The sequence below is a fragment of the Helicobacter salomonis genome, from assembly GCF_900197775.1.
GTDB classification, from domain to species: domain Bacteria; phylum Campylobacterota; class Campylobacteria; order Campylobacterales; family Helicobacteraceae; genus Helicobacter; species Helicobacter salomonis.
The window spans coordinates 1-23,532 of the sequence record NZ_FZMA01000019.1 but is presented as its reverse complement, the minus strand read 5'-3'; the positions used below and the strand labels follow the sequence as shown (position 1 = coordinate 23,532).

22 protein-coding genes are annotated in these 23,532 nt (G+C 45.6%); 14 read left to right on the top strand and 8 right to left on the bottom strand.

Annotated features, from left to right (window positions below):
* Position 1 precedes the first annotated feature (1 nt).
* From C6H04_RS03785 to C6H04_RS03765, 5 genes are all read right to left on the bottom strand, one after another.
* Positions 2-1,726, bottom strand: a complete 1,725-nt coding sequence (locus C6H04_RS03785) for an OmpP1/FadL family transporter (RefSeq protein ID WP_233710890.1) — start codon at positions 1,724-1,726, stop codon at positions 2-4.
* Positions 1,727-1,737: 11 nt separating this feature from the next.
* Positions 1,738-2,313, bottom strand: a complete 576-nt coding sequence (locus C6H04_RS03780; protein ID WP_411709976.1) for an HP0838 family lipoprotein — start codon at positions 2,311-2,313, stop codon at positions 1,738-1,740.
* 42 nt (positions 2,314-2,355) lie between these two features.
* Positions 2,356-3,015, bottom strand: coding sequence for an LPP20 family lipoprotein (locus C6H04_RS03775; RefSeq protein ID WP_104732371.1), 660 nt, complete (start codon positions 3,013-3,015; stop codon positions 2,356-2,358).
* A gap of 51 nt (positions 3,016-3,066) precedes the next feature.
* A complete protein-coding gene (locus C6H04_RS03770; RefSeq protein ID WP_104732370.1) occupies positions 3,067-4,434 on the bottom strand; it encodes a Na+/H+ antiporter NhaC family protein in 1,368 nt (455 codons plus the stop codon).
* A gap of 428 nt (positions 4,435-4,862) precedes the next feature.
* Positions 4,863-5,420, bottom strand: a complete 558-nt coding sequence (locus C6H04_RS03765) for a nucleoside phosphorylase-I family protein (protein WP_104732369.1) — start codon at positions 5,418-5,420, stop codon at positions 4,863-4,865.
* Positions 5,421-5,472: 52 nt separating this feature from the next.
* Between C6H04_RS03765 and C6H04_RS03760 the strand changes: the two genes are divergently transcribed.
* The 8 genes from C6H04_RS03760 to C6H04_RS03725 all read left to right on the top strand — a co-directional run bounded on the left by C6H04_RS03760 (position 5,473) and on the right by C6H04_RS03725 (position 14,087).
* Positions 5,473-7,080 (top strand): inorganic phosphate transporter, encoded by a 1,608-nt coding sequence (locus C6H04_RS03760; RefSeq protein WP_104695005.1) that lies wholly within the window; start codon positions 5,473-5,475, stop codon positions 7,078-7,080.
* Between the two features lie 76 nt (positions 7,081-7,156).
* Complete coding sequence (locus tag C6H04_RS03755) at positions 7,157-8,446, top strand: hemolysin family protein (protein ID WP_104732368.1); 1,290 nt, start codon at positions 7,157-7,159, stop codon at positions 8,444-8,446.
* A gap of 55 nt (positions 8,447-8,501) precedes the next feature.
* Positions 8,502-9,929, top strand: a complete 1,428-nt coding sequence (locus C6H04_RS03750; protein ID WP_104695085.1) for a TolC family protein — start codon at positions 8,502-8,504, stop codon at positions 9,927-9,929.
* Between the two features lie 8 nt (positions 9,930-9,937).
* Positions 9,938-10,927 (top strand): HlyD family secretion protein, encoded by a 990-nt coding sequence (locus tag C6H04_RS03745; RefSeq protein ID WP_104732367.1) that lies wholly within the window; start codon positions 9,938-9,940, stop codon positions 10,925-10,927.
* Positions 10,927-11,997, top strand: coding sequence for an ABC transporter permease (locus C6H04_RS03740; RefSeq protein ID WP_104732366.1), 1,071 nt, complete (start codon positions 10,927-10,929; stop codon positions 11,995-11,997). The genes C6H04_RS03745 and C6H04_RS03740 overlap by 1 nt, the downstream gene beginning before the upstream one ends.
* Positions 11,982-13,094, top strand: coding sequence for an ABC transporter permease (locus C6H04_RS03735; protein ID WP_104732365.1), 1,113 nt, complete (start codon positions 11,982-11,984; stop codon positions 13,092-13,094). The genes C6H04_RS03740 and C6H04_RS03735 overlap by 16 nt, the downstream gene beginning before the upstream one ends.
* Positions 13,078-13,749, top strand: coding sequence for an AzlC family ABC transporter permease (locus C6H04_RS03730; protein WP_199767077.1), 672 nt, complete (start codon positions 13,078-13,080; stop codon positions 13,747-13,749). Before C6H04_RS03735 ends, C6H04_RS03730 begins: the two co-directional genes overlap by 17 nt.
* On the top strand, positions 13,746-14,087 hold the full coding sequence (locus C6H04_RS03725) for a branched-chain amino acid transporter permease (RefSeq protein ID WP_104732363.1): 342 nt from the start codon (positions 13,746-13,748) through the stop codon (positions 14,085-14,087). The genes C6H04_RS03730 and C6H04_RS03725 overlap by 4 nt, the downstream gene beginning before the upstream one ends.
* Here C6H04_RS03725 and C6H04_RS03720 read toward each other — a convergent pair.
* Positions 14,084-14,749 carry an outer membrane beta-barrel protein gene (locus tag C6H04_RS03720; RefSeq protein WP_233711846.1) on the bottom strand — a complete coding sequence of 222 codons (666 nt, stop codon included), beginning with the start codon at positions 14,747-14,749 and terminating at the stop codon, positions 14,084-14,086. The two genes, C6H04_RS03725 and C6H04_RS03720, sit on opposite strands and share 4 nt — an antisense overlap.
* Positions 14,750-14,828: 79 nt before the next feature.
* Here C6H04_RS03720 and C6H04_RS03715 point away from each other — a divergent pair, with 79 nt between their 5' ends.
* The 5 genes from C6H04_RS03715 to C6H04_RS03695 are packed head-to-tail and all read left to right on the top strand — an operon-like array spanning position 14,829 to position 19,873.
* The gene (locus tag C6H04_RS03715; RefSeq protein WP_233709788.1) at positions 14,829-15,938 is read left to right on the top strand and encodes an MlaE family lipid ABC transporter permease subunit; all 1,110 of its coding nucleotides are present in this window, start codon (positions 14,829-14,831) and stop codon (positions 15,936-15,938) included.
* A gap of 7 nt (positions 15,939-15,945) precedes the next feature.
* Positions 15,946-16,728 (top strand): ABC transporter ATP-binding protein, encoded by a 783-nt coding sequence (locus C6H04_RS03710; protein WP_104694997.1) that lies wholly within the window; start codon positions 15,946-15,948, stop codon positions 16,726-16,728.
* Positions 16,713-17,588: an MlaD family protein gene (locus C6H04_RS03705; protein WP_104732362.1), complete on the top strand. Its 876-nt coding sequence runs from the start codon at positions 16,713-16,715 to the stop codon at positions 17,586-17,588. Before C6H04_RS03710 ends, C6H04_RS03705 begins: the two co-directional genes overlap by 16 nt.
* On the top strand, positions 17,585-18,163 hold the full coding sequence (locus C6H04_RS03700) for a hypothetical protein (RefSeq protein ID WP_104694995.1): 579 nt from the start codon (positions 17,585-17,587) through the stop codon (positions 18,161-18,163). The genes C6H04_RS03705 and C6H04_RS03700 overlap by 4 nt, the downstream gene beginning before the upstream one ends.
* Positions 18,164-18,172: 9 nt before the next feature.
* Positions 18,173-19,873 (top strand): tetratricopeptide repeat protein, encoded by a 1,701-nt coding sequence (locus tag C6H04_RS03695; RefSeq protein WP_104732361.1) that lies wholly within the window; start codon positions 18,173-18,175, stop codon positions 19,871-19,873.
* On the opposite strand, the gene waaF is transcribed toward C6H04_RS03695, so the two are convergent.
* Both waaF and C6H04_RS03685 read right to left on the bottom strand, forming a co-directional pair.
* Positions 19,856-20,851 (bottom strand): lipopolysaccharide heptosyltransferase II, encoded by a 996-nt coding sequence (gene waaF / locus C6H04_RS03690; RefSeq protein ID WP_104732360.1) that lies wholly within the window; start codon positions 20,849-20,851, stop codon positions 19,856-19,858. The genes C6H04_RS03695 and waaF overlap by 18 nt on opposite strands.
* Before the next feature lie 91 nt (positions 20,852-20,942).
* A complete protein-coding gene (locus C6H04_RS03685; RefSeq protein WP_233711845.1) occupies positions 20,943-22,220 on the bottom strand; it encodes a glycosyltransferase family 4 protein in 1,278 nt (425 codons plus the stop codon).
* A gap of 270 nt (positions 22,221-22,490) precedes the next feature.
* Here C6H04_RS03685 and C6H04_RS08120 point away from each other — a divergent pair.
* On the top strand, positions 22,491-23,532 hold a 1,042-nt coding region (locus tag C6H04_RS08120), incomplete at its 3' end, for a glycosyltransferase (protein WP_233711844.1).

The window sequence follows — 23,532 nt, the reverse complement described above, 5'->3', positions numbered from 1 at the left end:
TCTACCATCGATACCCTAATGAGGCTGAAAAAATACGCAATTGCCCAATATTTTTGGATTGGTAGTAGCTATCACGATTGCTTTTAAAGGTGAATGTGCCTCCCCAACCAATGTCAAAACCCCTAAAATTGTATTTGGCTCCAAAAGCAATAGAGTAGCCATTGGAATCGGGGATTCCAATGGCATCTTGGGGGCTGGGAGCTTGATCGAAGCTCAATGCGCCCATTAGGCGCAAACTTCTACCCATGTAGGTTGTGCCAATCCTAAAGGTATTGGTATCGCGCCACCCATTGCCCATGTTCATCACTCCGCTAAAATCTGCCAAACCCACCATTTCTTTAAGCGTAGACGCGCTCAAAAACTGCACCGTGCCCCCAATACCTTGATAAGATGCGTTGGCAAAGTCAGGGGTTACTAAAAACTTATTCCCCTGGGACCAAAAAGTGCGCTCATACACACCCTCCACCCGCAGGCGGTGCTTGAAAAACTCATGCGCGTAAGCGATGTTGATCACCTGGGGTAGAGAAACATTGATATTTAAGTGTCCCCTAGTGAGCACATTCCCTAGACTTGGTCCTAGCTTAGTGAGCGCAGTTAATCCCCCCCGCATATTAAAGGTCACACTGCTGTTATAGACGACAGAAAACATGCCACTCTCAAACACGCGCATGCTCGCCCCGATCTTATACCCCCCTCCCCACGAACTTCCATTACTTTCTTGAACGACTTGGGAAGTGCCATAGAGGTCTGAAACTGCTTTTTCTAATCCGCTATAGCGCATAATCTGTTTGAGGCCGTTGTAGTAGGTTTCGCACACTGGGCTATTTTGATCCATAGTAGCGGTGCATTGTTCAGCAGGACGATAACCGATGCTGGCCAATTGGTCGCGCATGGAACTGGGCACTTGCTGGCTAAAAACATTATTGGGCAAGCCTACAATCTGGCTGCCTTTGAGCGTAGATGCGCCATGCAGGGGCACATAGACGGTGTTATTAAATTTGCCTGTCGCATAGAGCCCACGCCCACTCACTCCTACAGAAAAGCGATCGCCAATGGTATAACTCACACTAGGGGCAAGCTCGACCATCATGATAAAGACATTTTGTAAAAACTCTCCCCCCTGCCCATTCCACTTCATTCCCAAGCCAGAGGGAGCGGTAAAACTCCCCCCGAAGGTGAAGCCATTATGGTTGCGTGTCTTGTAAAAGAATTTAGGTAGTACGAAATTAGTCGTGCCCGTCCAACCACTCACCACCTGTGCGCTAGGCATGGAGGCCACTGTCGTCACCTTTTTGCTAGTCAGTCCTTCCAGACTATTGATCAGCTCTTTGAGAGCGGGAATGCCTCCATCAATGAGTTTCTGGGCTGCAGAGGTGGCGACCCCTCCTAGGCCTAAAATATTGATGATGGCTGCATTATTGCGCTGACCACCCATCACTAAACTGGTCGTGGAATATAGGCCTTGGTTGGTGCTAGGAACCATGAACTTAAAAGCAGGGATATTGATCACGGTGCTGGTCACTTCAAACTCGCTCTCATTCTCGCCCCAATCATTGTCAAAACCCATGTTAGCGGGGTTATAATAGGCTGCATCCGCGCCCCGTGCTCCAGCAATATAAGCAGAATTGAGCGCAGTGCCGTTCAAGCTTTGCTCAGAAATCTTAAAACCATTGGCCTGTGCCAGCACAGGTGCCAAAACTACCAGTGATCGCCACCACAAATGCACACGAGCCTCACTTAAGGATGGTATTGTTGAATCACAATTGCCGTGCCCGTGCTCATGTTTTGGAAGAGGATTTTATCGGGTTTACGCTCATAGAAGATCAGTTCACCATTTTGCATAAAACGCTGGATAACAGCACCACCGGGTTCAATGCGTTTGCCAACACCCTGGAAAATATCGCGCCCCAGCACAATATCATCAAAGAGGTCACCATAACTCACTTTCCCGAAGAGATCCCTAGCCGCACTCCACTTCGCCGAACAAATGCCAGAAAAGCAGAGGTAATTTTTCTTAATCAAAATCTCCCCTGCCTTCTTGCTCAGCTGGTAGAGCACAATCCGCAGATCGCCCTCTTTAGTGTGCTCAATCGTCCCATAATCGTAAAAACGCAACACGGGTGTATAGATGTAGATAAGTTTAAATTGTTCCAAAGCTTTTTTACGCGCGGTCTCCGCCTCTTGTTTGCGTTGCGCCGCGCTCTTGGCGATAAACAATTTCTTGTGAGTACTCTTAGGCTTGGGAGTTTTTGGCTTTTTGTGTCCACAAGAAACTAAAAAAAAACCTAGAAAAAGCACCCCCAAAATCTGCAGGGTGCGCTGCCACTTAACTAGCAAAGCGATCACGCAACAAGGCTATCCTCTTGCCTGGTTGAAGACACTGTACCAAATGCGCCCATCTAACTTGAGCTCCATGCTCACTTGACATAGCCCATCTTTATAGATGGTCTCGGTAATCTCCGCATTGCGAATCAAGGCATTGACCTTGGTTTTAATCACGGAATTTTGCAAGATCATATCTTTCACCGTATCGGTGGCATTCACTCTAATCCCATACATTTTTTCGCCTAATTGGCGGTAACCGTCCACGATTGCCGCGCGCTTAGCTAGAGCCAAAGCCTGAGAAGGAGAAATTGTAGACTCTGGAGCCACTCCCATACCCACTGCACTCAGTTCGATCACATTGGTAGGAGTGAGAATAGGGGTATTGGGCACCATGGCCGGTGTCCCCCCTCCACTAGAGAGGTTCCCCTGAGAAGAATTATCAAAGCGCGTCTCAATCTGAGGCTGAGACTTAGGGAAAGCGGGCATGGGCGGCTTGCTGGTGCTGTTAAAGGTAGTTGGAGGATAGATGGGAGCCTGCAACCCTGTAGCGGAGGGGGGGATGAGCTGAGTCGTGCCCGCTCGTTTGAACATCCCACAACCCGCCACTGCAAGGGCTAACCCTATAGATGCACATAGGGGGACGATTCTCAAACTCTCAGCACCGCCACCCACACACGCCTTTCTCTTCATCCTGATAACCTTTAAGTAATTTAGCCCGCCAGTATAGCATAAAAACCCTAACTACGCCTGAACGCTTTTGGCTTTGGGCTTTAAACTCCTTAGTACCCATGTGCTATAAGTCCCTGAAAAGATATAGAGCAGAGTGAAGACTCCCAACAAACCCTGATACCATAACAAAGGTAGCACAGCCAAGAAATCCACGCTACCTTTGGCAAAACCTAGCAAAATGAGCATCTGCGCACCATAAGGAATTAGGCCCTGAAAAATGCAAGAGAAAATATCTAAAATCACCGCCCCCTCGCGCCGATCCACGCCAAATTTTATGCTAATTTTTTTAGCGATCTCTCCTACAATCACAATCGCCACCGTGTTATTAGCCACCGCTAAATCTACCACACTGACTAGACCCGCAATGCCCACTTTCGCGCTTTTAGGACCTACGATCAATTTTTCGATCTTGGAAATCACCCATGCTACCCCACCCTCTCTAGTAACCATGAAAGCAATTCCGCCTGTTAGCATGGAGAGGAGGAAAATCTCTTGCATGCCAGAAAAACCATTGTAAATTTCCTTGCCAAAGCTCAAGAGTGTGAAATTGCCATAGTAAAGCCCGATTGTTCCAGAGAGCAAAATCCCTACAAAGAGCACTAGAAAGACATTAAGACCTAGAAGAGCTAATACTAAAACACAAACATAGGGTAGGGTCTTGACAAACTGAAAATCATGGGTACCCAGCTGCGCTACATTCTCTGGCCGTCCATAGATCAAGAGTAAAACAATGGTCAGTAAACTTGCTGGCAGAGCGATGTAGAGATTGATTTTGAATTTATCCTGCATCTCCACGCTCTGGGTGCGCGTACTTGCAATCGTCGTGTCTGAGATGATGGAAAGATTATCCCCAAACATCGCCCCTCCCATCACGGCTGCTAGGGCTAATGCCATAGAGAGCCCGCTCTGTTCAGCCAAACCTACAGCAATGGGTCCAAGAGCAACAATGGCACCCACACTGGTGCCTATGGCTGTGGAAATAAAAGAGGCGATCACAAACAAACCAGCTGCTAAATACTCTACGGGAATATAGGTAAGTCCTAGATTGACCGTGGAATCCACCCCGCCCATCGCCTTGCTCACCACGGCAAACGCCCCAGCTAACAGGTAGATCACGCACATGGTCATGATGTTCTTATCTCCACAGCCGGCTAAAAAGTCATCAAATTTCTGATTGAGATCACTCTTGAAGAGCAAAAAAGCTGTGGCGACTCCTACACTCGCGGCAACAGGCCCTGGGAGCTGGTAAAAGCCCATTTTAGTCCCGGTCAACTCTAAATAAATACCCGCGCCCAAATAGACAACGATAAAAACTAAAAAGGGAACAAGACCTAGCGCGCTAGGTTGGGGGTTGTAAGTATCCTGTTTAAACTCCTGCATGTATATCCTTTGTGCGTGAAATGGGTGTAAAAGAAAAGGTCACCCATGCACATCAGATCGCTAAGGTGCAAAGAAAAACGCCTAGCTCTCTGTGCCACGACAAAAGACACCATGAAAACCCTTTCGCAAGTTGGGATTGACGGCGAAATCCTAACACAAAGAAACTTTAATTAAGCTGGGATAAAAACCATCCCCCACGCGCGTGGGGGACAACAACCCTTAGTCTTGGTTGTTACTATTTTGGCTATTGTTGCTGTTCTGGCTATTTTGGCTGTTTTGATTCTGACTATTGTTGCTGCTACCACAGCCACAGCCACCGCTATAGCTGCTGTTATTGGTGTCACAGCTATTATTGTTGTTGTTCATAGCACTCTCCTTACTTTGTATTTGGAGAACTTTATATCTCCATGCTCGCATTATAGTCAAATTTATTTTAAATTATTCTCCACAAATGTCTGGCTCCATGCATTTAGTTGTGTTTTGACCTGTGCATGGTGGTCTGCAAATTCTTGATGCGCATGGGGTCCCACATAATTACTGACACAAAACACCCCCATACTAGGGATTTGAAATGCCTGTCCTACACTGAGGACACTGAAAAATTCCATATTCTCCAGTAAAATGCCCGCGTTTTGCATCTGTTGTGCAAAGGCGCAATCTGTATGGATGTAATTACTGGAGTTGACTTTAGCGTTGGGTAAAATTATCGATTCAAAAAGCGCACTCTGCACCTCTAGGCAATTATCCAGGGGTGTATAGCTACGACCTTGTGCAAAACTCTGCTCAATTTGGTAGGCCTCCTGGCTCTTAAAAAAACTCAGGAGAGGGGTTTCTTTAGAATACGCCCCTGCGCTGCCTATGAAGATTAGTTCTGCAGGTCTTTCGAGTAGACACAATCTAGTGAGAGAGATGGCGCTTTGCACAAGTCCCACTCCAATGCTCCTAACCCCTAGTAAACTTTCACTCTTGCCTGCACACACAAGCATGGTCGCCCTTTTTAAGCAGTTATTAGACTATTTTATACTAAAGTTGCCCACAATGAAAGCCAAAGACGCTTCGCCGTTTAAAAAAGCCTTTAGAGACCTCCAGAGAGACAATGTCAAGATCACCTTGGCGGTCGTATTTGTCGTTTGTATTGCAGGGATGGCTCTTGTTCTAGGGCATGCCAAGATTCATCTCCCCTTACTTGCGTTGGCCACTGTGGTGGGAGGGTACATGGCGATGAATATCGGAGCCAACGATGTCGCCAATAATGTGGGGCCTTTGGTGGGTTCCCAAGCAATCACTTTGGGTATGGCCATCTTGTTGGCGGCTATCTGCGAGGTTCTAGGCGCAGTGCTAGCGGGCGCAGATGTGGTGCAAAGCATCAAGGGCAAGATCATCAACCCTGCTCATATCCAGGATAGCGTCGTATTTGTTGGCATGATGCTCTCAGCTCTACTTTCTGGGGCACTGTGGTTGCACTTAGCTACAGCGATTGGTGCGCCTGTTTCTACCACGCATTCCATTGTAGGTGGAGTGCTGGGGGCAGGCTTGATGGCTGGGGGTATGAAGGTTGTGGAATGGCGTTTTTTGGGGGGTATTGTGGCTAGCTGGGTCATTTCTCCCCTGATGGGAGGAGGCATCGCGATGGGCTTGCTAGCTGTTATCAAACATGTATTGAGCGATAAAGAGGATAAGAAGCAAGCGGCTCTGTATGCCATGCCTGTGCTGGTTGCGCTGATGGGTGCGGCGTTTTGTTGGTACATGCTTGCCAAGGTTTTGAATAAGCACATGTCCTTGCTTGCGTGGCAAGAAGTCGCCTTGAGTGGCGTGCTAGGGTTATTCACTTGGAAACTCTTTAAGACTTATGTGCATAATAGGCTTCCTCATTTGGAGAATACCCGTGAAAGTGTGCACACCCTCTTCACCTATCCTCTGATCTTTGGGGCGGCCTTGTTGAGTTTTGCCCATGGAGCTAATGATGTTGCCAATGCTGTGGGGCCTCTGGCAGCCATCGTGCAAAGTCTGCAAGAATGGGGCAACCATACCATTCCCACTAAAGCTTATGCCCCCACATGGATTATGTTTGTGGGAGGCATGGGGATTGCGCTTGGGTTGAGTTTATACGGCCCCAAACTCATCAAAACCGTGGGGAGTGAGATCACCGAGTTGGACAAGATGCAGGCTTTTTGTATTGCGATGGCAACTGTAATCACCGTGCTCTTTGCCTCTAAATTGGGCTTGCCTGTGAGCTCGACACATATTACCATCGGAGCGGTTTTTGGAGTGGGTTTTTTACGCGAATTCTTGCAAAGACGCACTTTGCAAACCCGTCAAATGATTTTAGATGCGCATGTCGGGGAGGATGCTAGCGTAATTAAGAATTTCTTAGAGCGGTTCGAGAAGGCCAACCCTAAGCAGAAAAAAGAAATGTTAGCCTATCTAAAAGCCCTCAAAAAGGATAATAACACGCTAGAGTATTCCATTGGATTAAGCAAGAAGGAACGCAAGACATTGAAAAAAGCTTATAAAAGTGAGTTGGTCCAACGCTCTGTCATCAAGAAAATTATCACGGCGTGGCTAGTAACTGTGCCTATTTCTGCCCTCTTGGGGGCATTGGGCTATTATCTAATTGATCTCTTTAATATTGTAGAACGGCTTTAAAATGGGTGTTAGTCGCACACTCACTCGAGTTTTCCATCTCTAAGGAGAGCCCTTGGGGCTTTACGAACCGCTTTTAATGTTCACGCTAGCGTTGTTGTTGGTGTTACTCAATGCGTTTTTTGTGCTCTCGGAATTTGCCATTGTCAAGGTGCGCCGCTCCAAGCTTGAAGAGCTGAGTTTGCATAATAACCAGAATGCTGTCTTGGCTCTCAAAATCAACGCTTCTTTGAACACCTATTTGAGCGCAACCCAATTGGGAGTCACACTCTCTTCCTTAGGTCTTGGCTGGTTAGGAGAGCCTGCTATCGCGCACTTTATCACGCTATTTTTGCAAAAATGGGTACATTTTGAGAGCCTATACATCGTGGTGCATAGTCTGAGTGTGGCAATCGCCTTTAGTTTCATCACTCTTTTGCATGTGATCTTGGGAGAAATCGTGCCTAAATCTATCGCCATCGTGCGCTCGGAGAGTGTGGTGCTTTGGATCGCACGCCCCCTGCACGCCTTTTGGCTTATCTCCTACCCCATTGTAAATCTCTTTGACTTCTTAGCCAAGATTGTGCTCAAACTCTTTGGGATCGAACCCCAGCACGATAGTACGCATTCTGAAGAAGAGTTGAAGATCATCGTAGGAGAAAGCCTGAAGGGGGGGGTGATTGATTTTGTCGAAGAAGAAATTATCAAAAATGCCGTGGACTTTTCTGACACGAGCGCCAAAGAAGTCATGACTCCTAGAAAAGACATGGTGTGCATTGACTTGAAGTGCTCTTATAAGGACAATATTCAAATCATGCTCAAAAACCCTTTTACGCGCTACCCGTGCTGTGAGGGCAATAAGGACAATATTTTGGGTCTTGTCCACATTAAGGATGTGCTTTCGGCTTCTCTACTCGATTCGGAAGATGTGCAAAATTTTAGGCATTTGCTCAAAGAGATGCTCATCGTGCCTGAGAGCGCGTCTATTTCTCAAATCTTACTTAAAATGAATAATAAACGGGTCTACACCGCCTTGGTGGTAGATGAATATGGAGGTACTTCCGGCCTACTCACAATGGACGACATCATTAAGGAGATCATGGGTAATATCTCAGACGCGCATGACTTGAGTAAAGAGGGCATTAAACGCCTAGATGAGAATACTTTTGAGTGCGATGGCATGGTGGATTTGGAAAACATGGCAGAGTTGCTTAAGATCAAATTCGATCCTGATTACGAGCAGGTAACCTTGGAGGGGTATGTTTTTAGTTTGCTGGAGCGCTTGCCCGAAGTGGGCGATGTAGTGGGCGATGCACATTGTATCTTTGAGGTGTTGGACATGGACAAGGCGCGTATCAAAAAACTCAAGCTAATGAAGAAGAATCTTTGATAAGGTGGGCAAAGTGAAACAGAGGATCATCACATACCTGGCTTGCGTGCTTTGCATGGGGGGTTTACAGGCTCAGGAGTTAACACTCTCTGAAATGCGCCCTTCTGGGGTTTCTCTTAGACAAGCATGGAACATGGTCTTGGCTAATTACGATGGGATTAAAGCGCAGGACTATGCAGAACAAAAGGCTAAAAAACTCAACACAGCGGCCAAACTCTCTTTTTTGCCCCAAATTGACTTGAGCGCCTTTTATGTCCATTTGGCTAAACCCATCGAAATGAACCCCATCAGTAGTGGCAACCATGCTAAAATCCAGGAATTTGTCGGGGGGCTTAAGCATGTTTTAAACCAACCTCCCTTGCAGGCACTAGGAGGAGGTGCACTCGCTCAGGGAGCTTCTAGCATGCTGGGAGCTTTGGGTCAACCTCTGCTCTTTTCTAAAGAGAATGTCGTTTTGGGAGCATTGAGTATCGTTTATCCCCTTTACATGGGTGGGGCCCGTTTCTACATGAATAAACTTGCTTCTTTAGCACATAAAGAATCTGTGGAAGTTTCGCGCCTCAAGCGGCTTTCCACTTTCCAAGAGTTGGTAAAAGTTTACTATGGCTTGGTGCTAAATAGGGAAGTGCTAGCCGTGCTCCAAGATGTAGAACAGGGGCATTTAAAACACTATCAAAATGCCCTGAAACGCCAGCAAGCAGGGCAAATCGCGCGTGTAGAAGTGCTTAGTGCCTCCGTTGCCTATGAAAAAAGCAAGATCAAAACCATGCAGGCTAGAGATGCCCTTGAAGTTTCTACACTAGCATTTAGCACCATTTTGTCTAAACAAGATGCTACAAAAGTGCATTTCACCCCCACGGCTAATCTAAACATCCGTCCCAAGAATTTACCCCATCTCAATTTTTTTATACAAGAGACCTTGAGTTCTTATCCAGCGCTTAGAAGTCTTGCCCTCAAACAAAAAAGTGCACATGAAATGGTCAAACTCGAGGTTTCTAAATTTCTCCCTCATTTTAATTTCTTTGGGGCCTATCTGATGAAACAAAATAATTCTACCCTGACGGACATGGTCCCCGAATGGTTTGTGGGTGTGGGAGCGCGCTTGCCCATTTTAACCCCCACAGGGCGCATCATGCACTACCAAGCTGCTAAGATCGATGAGCTTCAAACCAATGCGCTCCAAAGTCAAGCCAAAAAGGACATGGAGCTCTTAGTGCACAAAACCTATCTACAATGCCAGTCTTACCTAAGAGAGTATCAAAGTCTTAATATCAGTATTGAGCTGGCTAAAGAGAACCTTAAGTTACAAGAAGAGGCGTTTAATCAGGGCATGGGCACAAATGTTTTAGTGATTGATGCGCGCAATTCGCTCTCAGGGATTTTAGTCGAACAAAAAACGAGTGCGTTTAAATACTTGAGTGCGTTGGTGGACTTGATGGCTCTTGGGGATCACATCGATCTCTTCTACGATTACGCGCATTAGGAATCAGCATGGTAACCTCGCAAAGACGATCTTTAACTCTCTTTATTACTCTTCTGTTTATTTTAGGCATTCTAGGGTGGCTAGGCACCCTCTACTACCAAGCCTACAGCCATAGAGTCGAACGCCTGCAGGGGTTCATTGAGGCGCGAGAATACAGCGTGAGCTCTAAACTGGCTGGGCGCATTGAGAGCGTGGCAGTTAAAAAAGGGGATCAAATTAAAAAGGGCGATCTAGTTTTTAGCATCCACAGCCCCGAAGCCGAGGCTAAACTTTTACAAGCCAGCTCAAGCCATAAGGCAGCCCAAGCCCTGCGCGATGAGGTCTTAAAGGGAAGCCGTAGCCAGACCATTAAAAGTGCGCGCGATGTCTACCAAGCTGCCAAAGCCCAAAGTAATTTAGCTGAGGAAACCTATAGACGCGTGCAGGAACTCTATGACAAAGGTGTAGCAAGCCTGCAAAAACGTGATGAGGCCTATGCCGCATTTCAAAGTGCAAACTACCACAAACAGGCTGCTTTTGAGCAGTACCAGCTTGCGCGCGAGGGGGCTAGTCATGAGAGCAAAATTGCCGCCAAAGAAAAGGAACAGGCTGCTCTAGGACAACTTAATGAGGTGCAGGTATTTTTGCGCGATAAAAACGCGTATAGTCCCATTGATGGGGAAGTGAGCAATGTGTTGCTCTATAGTGGGGAATTAAGCCCTAAAGGATTTCCCGTTGTCTTAGTAACCGACACCGCACACGCGTGGCTCAACCTCAGCGTGCCTGAAAAATATTTGAGCAAATTTAGCGTAGGCTCTGTATTTAAGGGTTATGTGCCTGCTCTAGATCAGACTTTGGACTTCAAAGTTACCTATGTAAGTGTGATGGGGGATTTTGCTACATGGAAGAGCACAAGCGCGAGCAAGAGTTATGACATGCGCTCCTTTAGCATTGAAGCAACCCCTTTAAGTGAGATAGCACGCTTACGGGTGGGCATGAGCGTGTTGGTCAACCCCTAATGTGGCAGACATTAAGAGAAGACAAATTTACATGGATTTTGTGCTTGGGCGCACCCTTTTTCTTATGGGCGATCATGGTGGGAGTGTTTTATAGAGAACTCCCTACCAAGCTACCTATTGGGATCGTGGATTTGGATCACAGCCATTTGAGTCAAGAGATTATCAGTGCTCTCAATGCAAGCAGTTATCTTGACCTGCAACATTTTTACCCCTCTTTGAGCGATGCCAAAGCAGATTTAGATCGTAAAAAAATTTATGGGGCTGTGGTGTTCTCTAAAGGTTTAGAACGCCACATCAAGCTACGCATTAAAACCCCCGTTGTGCTGTATTACAATGCCGAGTTTGTGTTGGTGGGTAAGGCGATAGCTAGCGCGTTCACCCAAACCCTCATGACCTCGAATGTAAAGAATGATGTTGCCACCAATTTAGGCACGCAGGGCGATCTCAACACCGCCAAAGCTCTAGCCTTCCCCCTACATGCCAATATTCACCCTCTCTATAACGAAACTAATAACTACGCGCAATTCTTGCTAGGGGTGATCTTGCCCTGCATGTGGCAAATCTTAGCGGCGTTGGGCATGCTCAATCTGCTAGGGCATGCCCAAAGTCTTAAACAAGCTCTCAGCGTGTTGTGGCTGAATACGCTGATTTTTAGTCTCTGGGGTGCACTGATGCTGGGATTTTTAAAGCCCTATTACGCACATTTATGGGTGCTCTTGGGCGGGGTAGTGCTCATGGTGCTGAGTGTTTCCAGTGTGGTTTTAGCCCTGTATGCCTTGCTGGGCGATCCCATTAAAAGTGCTTCAGCCATTGCCGCCTATACCGCTCCCTCGCTCGCCTTTGTGGGAGTTACCTACCCGGTGAGCAATATGGGCGTGTTAGGAGAATTTTGGGGTTCTTTATTGCCCGTGAGTTATTTTATCAAGGTTTTAATTGCCCTATCCACTTACAGCGATAGCCTAGTGCTGGCATGGCAATCTCTGCTCAAAATGGGCTTCTTTCTTCTATTTTTACCTTTGGGGTTGTGTCTGTGGTCTTTGAAAGAGAAAAGAGCATGCACGCGTTTTTAGAAGAATTTAGAACCATTTTCGCCCACGCGGGAGTGCGCTTTATCATTATTGTAGGCCCTCTCTTCTATGCTTTTCTCTACCCTCTACCCTACAAAAACGATATTGTAACGCGCCAAAGCGTGGCACTGGTGGACATGGATCAGAGCACTCTCTCAAGGCGTTTGATTGCTATGTTAGAGAGCGCACCGGGTATTCACATTGCTCATTTTCCTAAATCCCTACAAGATGCCAAAAAATTACTCGAAGAAGAGAAAGTCTTTGGGATTATTTTAGTGCCCGCTTTTTTTGAGCGCGCTATTTACACCAGCACCCCCGTGCATGTAGAACTCTACGCCAACGCCAATTATTTCTTAATCTATGGTGCGATTGCCAATGCAAGCATAGATGTGCTTAACGCTTTAAGCGACGCGATCAAAACCCATAAAAGCCTTTTTGAAGCCCAGATTGCCAAAGAACATAATTTACTTTCCTTACAAACTATTCCCTTGTATAACCCCTCAGTGGGTTACCTCAACTATGCGATTGCCAATGTATTTATCTTTATTTTACATCAAACTTTGCTCATTGGAGCGAGCATGCTTACCTGCGCGCAAGCGCGTTTTATTCCCCATTTTTTAGGGGCTCTTAGCTTGGTTTGGGTGCGTTGCCTCTGCTTTAGCGTAATCTATATCTTTTTAGCCCTGCTTTACTCTGGGGTGCTCTTCCCCTATTATGGTATCCATATCCATGCTAACCCCTCCGCTTTATTGGGGTTTACATCCCTATTTCTCATGGCTACGGCAAGCTGCGGAGTAGTTTTAGGCACTTTTTTAAGAAAGCCCATGCAAGCGACTCAAATTATTTTACTCTCCTCCTTGCCCCTAGTATTTATGGTGGGTTTTATTTGGCCCTTAGAACTTTTGCCATCCTTTCTACATGCGCTTTTGCAAATCGTGCCTGCCTACCATGGCATTTCTGCAATGGTCATGTTCAACCAACTAGGTGCGCCCCTGCAAACCACTTTACCCCATTGCATTGCCTTAGTGGGGATTTTAATCTGCGCCTCTCTGCTAGGAGCATGGCGACTCTCTAGAAATAATCATGAAACTCGCACTTAAAGAAGCCTTCCCCCATACCATACCCATGCTATTGGGTTTTATTTTGGTGGGAGCAACCTTTGGGGTGTTGGTGCAGCAGGAGGGGTATGGCTTTTGGGTAGCCATGTTTATGAGCCTTTTTATCTATGCGGGGGCGGTGCAATTCTTAGTGGTGGGACTCTTAAGTGTGCACGCAAGCCTACTCAATATCTTTCTGTTGGTGGCTTTACTCAATGCTCGTCAGATTTGCTATGCCATCTCTATGCTTGAACCCTTTAGTAAAACAGGGGGGCGCATTTACTACCTAGCCCACACGCTTACGGACGAAACTTTCATGCTTTTAAGTTTTGCCAAGCCTAAGCAGAGCACGCAGGAGGATTTTACGCTCGCCATTGCCCTGCTCAATCAAATTTATTGGGTCGCGGGTACAGCACTAGGAGCGATCTTAGGAGATGGGTTTAGCCTCAATGTGGAGGGCATCTCTTTCATTGTTGTGGGGACCTTTTTGGTAATCTTTATTGAGCAATGGAAGAGCACCAAACGCCATGCCCCTGCTCTCATCGGATTTTTCAGCGCGTTGGGCTGCTTTATCTTCTTTGGTAAGGTGCATTTTCTCTTGCCCACTTTAATTCTCATGGTAGGTCTTTTTATCATGTTTAAAAGGCGTTTAGAATGAGCGATTTGTATGTTTGGGGAGCGTTGATCATCGCAATGGGGACAACCTACTTGATCCGTGTTTCTCCCTTTTTACTTTTTAATGCCAAACGCCCAGCGCCTAAAATGTTACTCTATTTGGGGCGTGTGTTAAGTTTGGGGGTGGTAGGCATGCTCATTGTCTATAGCCTTAAGGATACGCCCTTTTCTAGTTCACCTTATGGCCTTAATGAGGTGTTAGCAGCGGGAATTGTCGTGATCTTGCATCTGATGTTTCGCGTGTTTGCACTCAGTGTGATAGGGGGCACAGCACTCTACATGGGATTGGTGCAAAGCAAAATACTCAATGGTCTATTTTAGAATTTGTAAAGATACATGCAATTGAACATTAAAGAGGTTTCAAAGCGCTCAGAGGCGAGCAAGGTTTTGTTTGTGGGCAAGAGTTTGACTCCTAGTTCAATGCGGTGTTTGGTATAAAGGGTGAGTGTGATGCCTCCCTGGGCGATTAGGCCTGCGGTGTAGATAAAGTGTTTATCTTTGAGGCTAAAATTAGCGTTATCGGCATAAAGCACAGCCCCCATCCCCACTCCCCCATAAAGGCCCAGAAAGTGTTTATATGAGTGTGATAGACTGATTTCTAGGGGTATTTCCAGTCCTATACTCACCACTCCGTAGAAAGAATTGGAAGGATTGTACTTGGAACGCCAGTTAACCCTGGAGGTGGCCAAATCAAGCGCTAAAAAGCCCCGCAAGCCGATATAATTCCTGAAAAAAGTTTGCAATCCCCCTTTAACACTCAAAATAGCCGGAAAACTCTCTAATTTAGTATTTTTATAGTCCTTTTTGATGTTGATGACTCCAAAACCCATGCCAAAATACCCCCCATTTTTTATTTTCAGCTGCTGGTACTGATTGTAAAGACGCGCGTAAGTATCTTGTTCTTGTAGCCATCTTTCCTGTGCACCCAAAGCGATCTCTAAACTCCAGCTCAACAAGACAACCCGCACACACCTCAAATCCACTACCCATTATGCTTTTATTGTATAATAGCACACAGACCCCATGATTTAAATGTGGATTATTTTCGCGTTAAGGGACCTTGTGATTGCACCCGTAGGTTATGTGAAATCTGACACGCTTTTTTTATGCGGCAATTGGGATTTTAAAACCCCCGCAGATGCACTAAAGCAATTAGAGCATGTGATCAAAAATGCTCCTCCCATCAAGGCCATTGACTTTAAAGAAGTGGAAAGTTTAGATTTTGTCTTTTTGATGTTACTCTACGATCTTCTAGGACGTAGAAAACCCGTCTTTGTAAATGCCAATATCTACAATGGGCGTGTGTTGGAAGTGGTGGAGAGCTGGGTTAGAGAAGATCCAAGCATTTTGCGCAGAGAACAGGCATTGCGCCCCAAACGCAATCCTTTAAACAAATTGGGCAAGAGTGTAGTGGCGTTTGTCAATACCATGCTCAATACCTTTAATTTTTGCGGAATGGTGCTCTATTTTCTAGGGCATGCAATCATCAAACCTAAAACCTTGTGTTTCACGCCCTTGATACACCACATCTATGAGAGTGGGTTTAAGGTCCTCCCTGTGAGTATTCTCACCGTTTTTGTTGTAGGTTTTGCAATCGCGCTGCAAGGGGCAATTCAACTCCAGGAGCTAGGCTTCCCCTTGATGAGTATTGAAATGACAGCCAAGCTGGCCTTAAGAGAGATGGGGCCCTTTATTTTAACCCTTGTGGTCGCAGGGCGCAGTGCCTCTAGTTTCACTGCCCAAATTGGGGTAATGAAGATCACAGAAGAACTCGATGCCATGCACACCATGGGGCTTAACCCCTTTGCGTGGTTGGTGTTGCCCCGTGTTTTAGCCCTAGTGATTGTGATGCCCTTGATGGTCTTCATTGCCGATGCGTTTGCACTACTGGGAGCCATGGTGGCCATTAAATACCAGTTGGGAGTTACTTTTAGCCACTATGTAGCACGCCTGCATGAAAATGTAGGGTTGACACATTTCTTTGTGGGACTTATCAAGGCGCCTTTTTGGGGCTTTGCCATCGCTTTAGTGGGGTGTATGCGTGGCTTTGAAGTGAAGGGTGATACGGAATCTATAGGCACCTTCACCACCATCAGTGTTGTGAATGCACTCTTTTGGATTATTTTCTTAAACGCCCTCTTTTCTGTTATCTTTAGCAGACTTGATATGTAGGCCTGCCATGATCCACCATATCCCCCGTTTAATCGAAGTCAAAGACCTCTACACTGCCTATGGCAACCATACTATCCACAGAGGGGTGAGTTTCTCAGTCTATAAGGGGGAAGTCTTAGCGATTCTGGGAGGGAGTGGGAGCGGGAAGAGTACGCTATTGAGAAGCATGATCTTGCTCAACAAGCCCACCAAAGGCATAATTCGTATTTTTGACATGGATATTTGGAAGCTTAAGGATTCAGAGCGTCACAAACTCTTTCATCGCATCGGAATGCTCTTTCAATTTGGAGCACTCTACAGCTCCTTGAGTGTGCTAGAGAATGTGGGCATTATGCTTGAGGAACACAGCGCTTATCCCAAGAGCAATATTATCGAAATTTCTAAGATGTGGCTGGATCGTGTGGGGTTGAGCAAGAAAGTTTATCATCTCTACCCCTATGAGTTGAGCGGGGGGATGAAAAAGCGCGTGGGGTTAGCGCGCGCCATGGCGACCAACCCAGATATTTTATTCTTAGACGAACCCACGAGTGGACTCGATCCCTACTCCGCCGATAAATTTGATGCTCTCATTCTTTCACTCAAGGAAGCCTTGAAACTTACCGTGGTCATGATCACACACGATTTAGATTCAATCAAAAACGCCGTAGACCGTTTTATTATGCTCAAAGATGGTTTGATCAGCTTTGATGGGAATTTGGAGGAGTTTGTGCAAAGAACTAAGGAGATCCCTCTTGAAGAGGGGAATTTATTCAATTCGACACGAGGAGAAAAATTTTGGAAAGACATGTAAATTACACATTAATTGGGGGAATTTTTTTAGCATGCATGGTTTGTATGGTTATCTTTATTCTATGGTTAGGGCATGTCAACTTTAAAGAAGAAGATTATTTGCGTTATGTGGTCTACACAGACAAGGATTTAGGCGGCATTGGAGCTAACACGCCCATCAACTACAAAGGAATTCAAATAGGCACGATTAGAAGTGTAGGATTTGACCCCCAACACTTGGGAATTGTCAAGATTGCCATTGACATTAAAAGCAAGGTGCCCGTGAGCAAAGATGCCACTCTCAAGGTGGAATCTCAGAGCTTAGTCGGGCTGAAATACCTGAGCTTAATTCAGGGTAAATCTAAGGAGTTTTACAGCAAAAACGACTCTGAGCGCATTTTACACTACGAACAGAGTTTTTTAGAAAGGCTTAGCGATAGTGCAGGGCATATCTCTAATGAGGTGTTAGGGATTATTAAAAGTATCGATCGCATTCTAAGCCCTGAAAATATCAATAATTTTGGCAAGATCATTGCTTCTGTGCAACAAATGGCACAAGGTTTAGACACAACCAAGGCAGATTTAGATCGATTACTGGTCAAGGCCCGCCAAACTTTAGATAGGACAGATACGCTTTTCAGTAAGGGCGATACTCTCTTGGCTAAAGGTAATCAGTTGATCCAGCATAGCGATCAATTGATTTTGGATGTGGATTACAAAGTCCAAAAGGGGCAGTTTGATTTGAAAACTATCTTGACACCTTTATTGATGCAGGCAGAGTTGAGCTTGCGTAACATTGATCAATTTGTGCAAAAGGGCTCCTTATTCATGGATAAATTCGATGCCAACCCTTATAAAACTCTCTTTGGGGAGCACAAATGAAAACCAAATGGAGTTGGATTCTAGTGCCTTTCTTGGGTGGTTGTTTGAATCTCAATCTTAAACAGACCCTGCCTGAAATCAGCTACTACGATCTCAACACGCAAGAAATTCCCTCTGTATGTGCAAACCCTAAAAGTCTAGCATTAATAGGGGTTTTGGGTGCAGACCTTGTGAATACTAAGGATATTTTGCTCAAGCGCGCCAATGGACAAATTGAACGCAGTGTGAAAGAAAAATTTGCAGACCTACCTGCCAATATGCTTAAAAACATGCTAACCTTAGAAGCGATGCGTCAATGTGTGATCCTGAGTGTACCCCCTAACAGCGCTCATGTGAGTTTGAAGCTCAATGTCCTTTTTCTAGGAATTGTTGAGCACGAGGGGGCTTACAGCGCACAGATTGTACTCTCTGCAGACATGAATAACCAAAGCTTTATGGCCCTTGAAAGCCAAAAGGTGAGCCTCACATCTAAGGACAAGGAATTGGACATTCCCCCTGAAGCACTCCAGGCATTGCAACAGATCAGTGCACAAGCCATTGCTAAAATCATCACGCAAGTTAAAGCTAACCTATAAGGATCGTGGATGCAAGAAGACGAACGAATAGTCACTCATACGCAGGACCTCTTCGAAGAGGCTCTACAGGAGGATTTAGAGTCAAAGGACGAAGAAGATCAGTCCGGTCTCTATAATGAATTCCTTGTCATGGCTCATCAAGCTTATCAGGCGCGCCACTACGAAGAAGCCTTAGCCGGCTACCAACATGCCGCCGAGTTGGGTAGCTCCAGAGCACTGATTTATTTAGGTGTGATGCATGCCAATGGACGGGGGGTGCCCCAAGATAATGCGAAGGCCCTAGATTATTTTCATCAAGCCGCAAATTTAGGAGATAGTCAGGGGTTTGTAAACTTAGGCGTGATGTATAACCTAGGCAAAGGAGTTAGAAAAGACTATCAGAAAGCTTTAGATTACTTCAAGCACGGGGCAAGCTTGGAAGATGTCAATGCGCTCAATTATATGGGCTTGATGTATCGCACTGGGAATGGAGTGGGGGTAGATTATGCCAAAGCAATCGAGTTTTATCAACACGCTATGGAACGCGGGAGTACCAAAGCTTTAGTGAGTTTGGGGAGCATGTACTACGCTGGACAAGGTGTCTTCAAAGACTATGCTAAGGCTCTTGAGTATTTCCGCAAGGCTGCAGATTTAGGGAATGCACGGGCTTGTTACAATTTGGCAATCATGTATGAAAATGGAGAGGGGGTGGAAAAGGACATCGAGAAATCCCTCAAGCTTTTTAAAGAATCCGCACAGGCCGGTTTTACCAAGGCCACCTACACCTTAGCCAGCATGTATGAGAGAGGAGAGGGAGTAGAAAAGGACATCGATAAGGCCATCGCGCTTTATCAGGAGGCAGGCGAAATGGGAGATGTCGATGCGCTCTCCAGTTTGGCCACCCTCTATCGCACCGGCAAGGGTGTAGAGCAGGACAAATACACGGCAATTGCCTACTATAAAGAAGCGGCTGATTTAGGCGACACCCACGCCTTTGCCAATCTAAATGCCATGAATACCCAGGTGAGTGAGCAAAAAGCACAAACCCTATACAATTTGGGTGTGGTCTATGTTAATGGGCAGGGGATGCCCAAAGACGAACAAAAGGCACTCGACTATTTCCAGCAAGCTGCTAAACTCGGACATGCTAAGGCAAATTACAATTTGGGAGTGATTTATAACAGGGGTGTGGGGGTGGATAGGGATGCTGCACTGGCCTTTTCTTATTTTCAAGAGGCCGCTAAATTGGGTGATAGCAAGGCCTACTATAGCTTGGGAATCATGTGCGAATATGGCAAGGGAACTGAGCGAGATATTCTTCAAGCTATCTTTTATTATCAGGAAGCAGCTAAAATGGACAATGCGAGCGCATTGCATCATCTAGGATCACTCTACCATGTAGGCAAGGAAGTAGAGAAAGATGTTCCCAAGGCATTTGCTTACTTTCACCGCGCCGCTCAGTTGGGAAGCATTAAGGATTGTTACAATGTAGGGGTCATGTATAGCAAGGGCGAGGGGGTAGAGCGCAATATCCAACAGGCCATCATTTTTTTTCAAAAAGCAGCTGAAGAGGGCAATTCCAATGCTTTGTATAATATGGGGGTGATCTATTACCAAGGGGAGGGCGTGGCACAAGATATCCCCAAAGCCCTAGAATGTTTTAAGCGTGCAGCCAGTCTAGGGAATAAAAGAGCCAAAGGGGCTCTAGTATCTCTAAAGGAACTCAGCTAGGAGTTTCTGTGCTTGTTCAATGACCTCTTCAGGGGTGATATCTTCCATACAGGCGTGGGGTTTTATGGGACCTCCACTTTTAAGCGGACAGACACGCTTTTTACAGGGAGCACAGGGCAGGTTTTTGGAGATTAAGCGTGCGTGTGGATGTTGCCATGGATGCGTTTCTTGCATGTCAGTGGGGCCAAAGAGGGCAATTAGGGGGACTTGCAGGGCTGTAGCGATGTGCATGGGCCCGCTGTCATTGGTGATCAAGAGTTCAAGGGTAGCTAGAGTGTCAATGAGTTGTTGCAGGGTGGTTTGGTTGCATAGGTTATGTAAATGCTGATTTGGAGGGATTGAGCGCACAATCTCCTCCACCACTTCTAAATCCTTTTGTGTGCCAAAGAGATAGACCTCGTAGCCTTTCTCAAGAAAATATGCCCCCACCAGGGCAAAGTACTCAGGCTTCCAACGCTTCGCACGCCCATAAGCGGCTCCAGGATTCAAACCGATACGCTTACAAGACTTTTTAGATGTGGAGGCATGGAGTTTAAGGGGAGGTGGAGTTGTGTCAAGATGGGGTAAGCAGACAGAGAGTAAGTGATAGTAGCGCTGCACTTGATGGGCGTGCAAGAGGGTTGGGAGGGCATGGGTGAGCAGAAATGTACGCCCAAATTGGGCATACCCAATGCGCAGAGGGCTCCTGGTCCAGTAGAGCAACAACGCGCTATAAAAGTGATTGGTGAGCGTGATGGCTAGATCACAAGGGCCAATGCGCCTGGCAAGCTGGTAGGTAGCCCAGGCACGGCTTTTGGCATGCTTGGTCGTGTCAGGAATGCTCAGCGTGTTTTCATCTTGCTCAAAAAGCGCACAAGCAACTGCAGAACCTACCATAATAAATGAAGCATCCCTATAATGAGACCTTAAGGTCTCAACTAAAGGCGTCGCCATCACGCAATCCCCTAACCAATTAGGTAAACGCAGCAGAATCCTCACCCTAAGCCTCTCTTATTTCAATGATAATCCAATGCGCGTAAAAATCACGGGCAGCCCTTTATAACTATCTTTTGCAATAACACCGCCATGTTCAGGGCTCTTGTACCACAGCTTCTATTATTTTGACAATATTTTCATATGTATATTCCTTGATCTTACCGTGCAATTTCTGAGAGATTTGATTATAGTAATGAGGATTGCCCAAGAGTGCATCGATTTTATGCGCCATTTCCAAGGGCGTGTTAACCACTAATTCTGCGCATAAATCCCTAATGACACCCACATCAGTGCAAACAAAGGGGGTGCCAAACTGCATGCTTTCCAGAATAACTAAACCAAAGGACTCATAGGGAGCTCGACTCCCATGTACAAACAGAGTGGCTTTTTTAAAACAATCCAACACCTGATTTCTTTCCAAGTTATAAAAAAAACGCACATCTTTGAATTCATGTTCTTGGTCTAATTGGGTTTTGAGACTTTGAAGGCTCTCTAAAGTGCGATCGGCGTTCAAAGAACCTATAAACACTAAAGGAATGTTTGCTTGACTAAGATAGTAGGCCTTGAGCACAAAATCTTGCCCTTTTTCCTTGTAGTAGTTAGAAACATTGAGCAGATAGGGCTCACTGACAAGACATTCTAATGATTTGTTGTGTTGCTGTGTTGTTGTGTTGTGCAAACAGCTTTTCAGCAATGTCTTGGGTGGGTGAATATCCTTTTCAAACACCCCATTGGGCAAAATATTCACGCTGGTACAATAAGGTTTGAGGTAATCATACCCATGGCTGTGCCGGCTCAAGAGGAAGACGCAATCGTAATACTTAAGAAACTTTTGAAGTCGATAACGAAGCCACCATGGATAAGTACCCTGGGGCATTAGGCGCAAGTGCACCAACATAAACTTCAGCGCATCTTTGAAAAAACGCTTCCATCCAAAGCAAATGCTCATGAAAGGCTGTTCTCCATGTGATCTCAGGATTTTTTTCTTAGCCATGAGTTTGGGGAGTTTGTCGTAAATAAAATCTGTGTTCCAGGTGAGTAAAGAGACATTGACGAGCAGATCGCATGGAAAGGAAACAACAAAGTTTTGATAATCTTCTAGCTCGCCATCCCATCCATTCCCTTGAAAGTTGATCGCAAATTCAATCACAAAGAGATTGGGGGCTATTTCTATAGCAATTTTATTCAAATCACCACTGGACACGGAGTGAGTGGGGCCCCCTCTGGCCAATTGTTGTTGATTAAACAAGCTGCTTGTGATGACATAAACCTGGTGGCCAGCTCTTGAGAGAGCTAGCGTCAGACCATAATCCGCGGTGGCTACGCCAGTTTGCAAAGGATAATACTGCTCCGTGCAATAAAGAATAACCACACTCATACCTCGTATTTTTTGAAAGAGTATGCCTAAAAAACCATTAATCCTTTTAACAACAAACCAGCTAGTAACCAATATGGCAAACACAAGAAACCAGCCCCTCCCTCCAATCCCCCAAACCAAACTAGGGGTTATAGGAACGATATACTTCTTGCGGTTATATCTTCATCTCACGCCTCATATTTCTCAGTGCTGGTCATGTTGTAGTAAAACATGACCAGCACATGATATGCTATACTCTACAAACTTTCTAAGAACGAGGTACATTTGACTATTCTCTACTGTACGGAGCAGTATTACCCTCTACAAACAGGCACGGCCACTGCAGATTATGGCCTAACTCTAGCTCTCTCAAGAGCTGGTTATCGAGTTTATGTCATCACGAGCAACATGTTTAATCACCAAAAATTAATAAGAGAGGGATCTGTTCACTCTGTGTCTAGTGGTGGTTTGAGCAGAATAGCTATAGAAATTGCCCCCAATCTCTTCGTGATTGAATTTCAAATCACCTCTGGGAGGGGCGGTTGGTATGGAGAAACACAATACTATCAGGATTTTGTACAAACATTTGAGTGTGATCTGCTTGTTAATGTTTCATTACTCACATGGAATACAGATTTTATTTGCGACAAACTCCCTAGACTCAAGGCTAAGAAAAAAATCTTAAGAACACATGGCGAGTACGCTTTTATGAGCATTTGTTTTGGGTGGAAGCGCTTTGTCAAAGATGTTCTAAAATTTGTTTTAGTGCATCTGCGCTTAATGCCTCAAGGCACTTACCCGTGGTGGCTTCGTCGTAAACTCCAAAAATCTCTTAGATATTACAACCGTGTTTTTCTTCTGCACCAAGGTAGCCATGCATACAACTATCTTAAACCTTATTGTACAAGCATGGGAATTTTACCTAATGGGATTTTTGCAAAAGACATATGCGCCCCCAAACACCTTGTAGAGAGTTTGCTCCGTTCTAGCACCTCTCCATCACACTCCAAAAAGTCCCTCAAAGATTTCATGAATACACCGTATCTACTCAATGTGTCAAATTTTTACAAAGAAAAAGGTCAAGAATTTGTTCTAAGGGCCTACTATTTGGGTCAAGCCAATATTCCCTTAATTTTTATTGGTTCCTTAAACGCCGATAACACTCTAGAGAGCCTTGAAAGCCTCAAAATCAAACTGGATCACGAACACGGAGTCAGAGAAGTGGTGTTCCTCTATGGTATTGAGAGAGAGCAGGTCTTAGCATTTTACCAAAACGCAACACTATTTTTGCACGGCAGTCAAGCTCTCTATGAAGCCTTCCCTATGG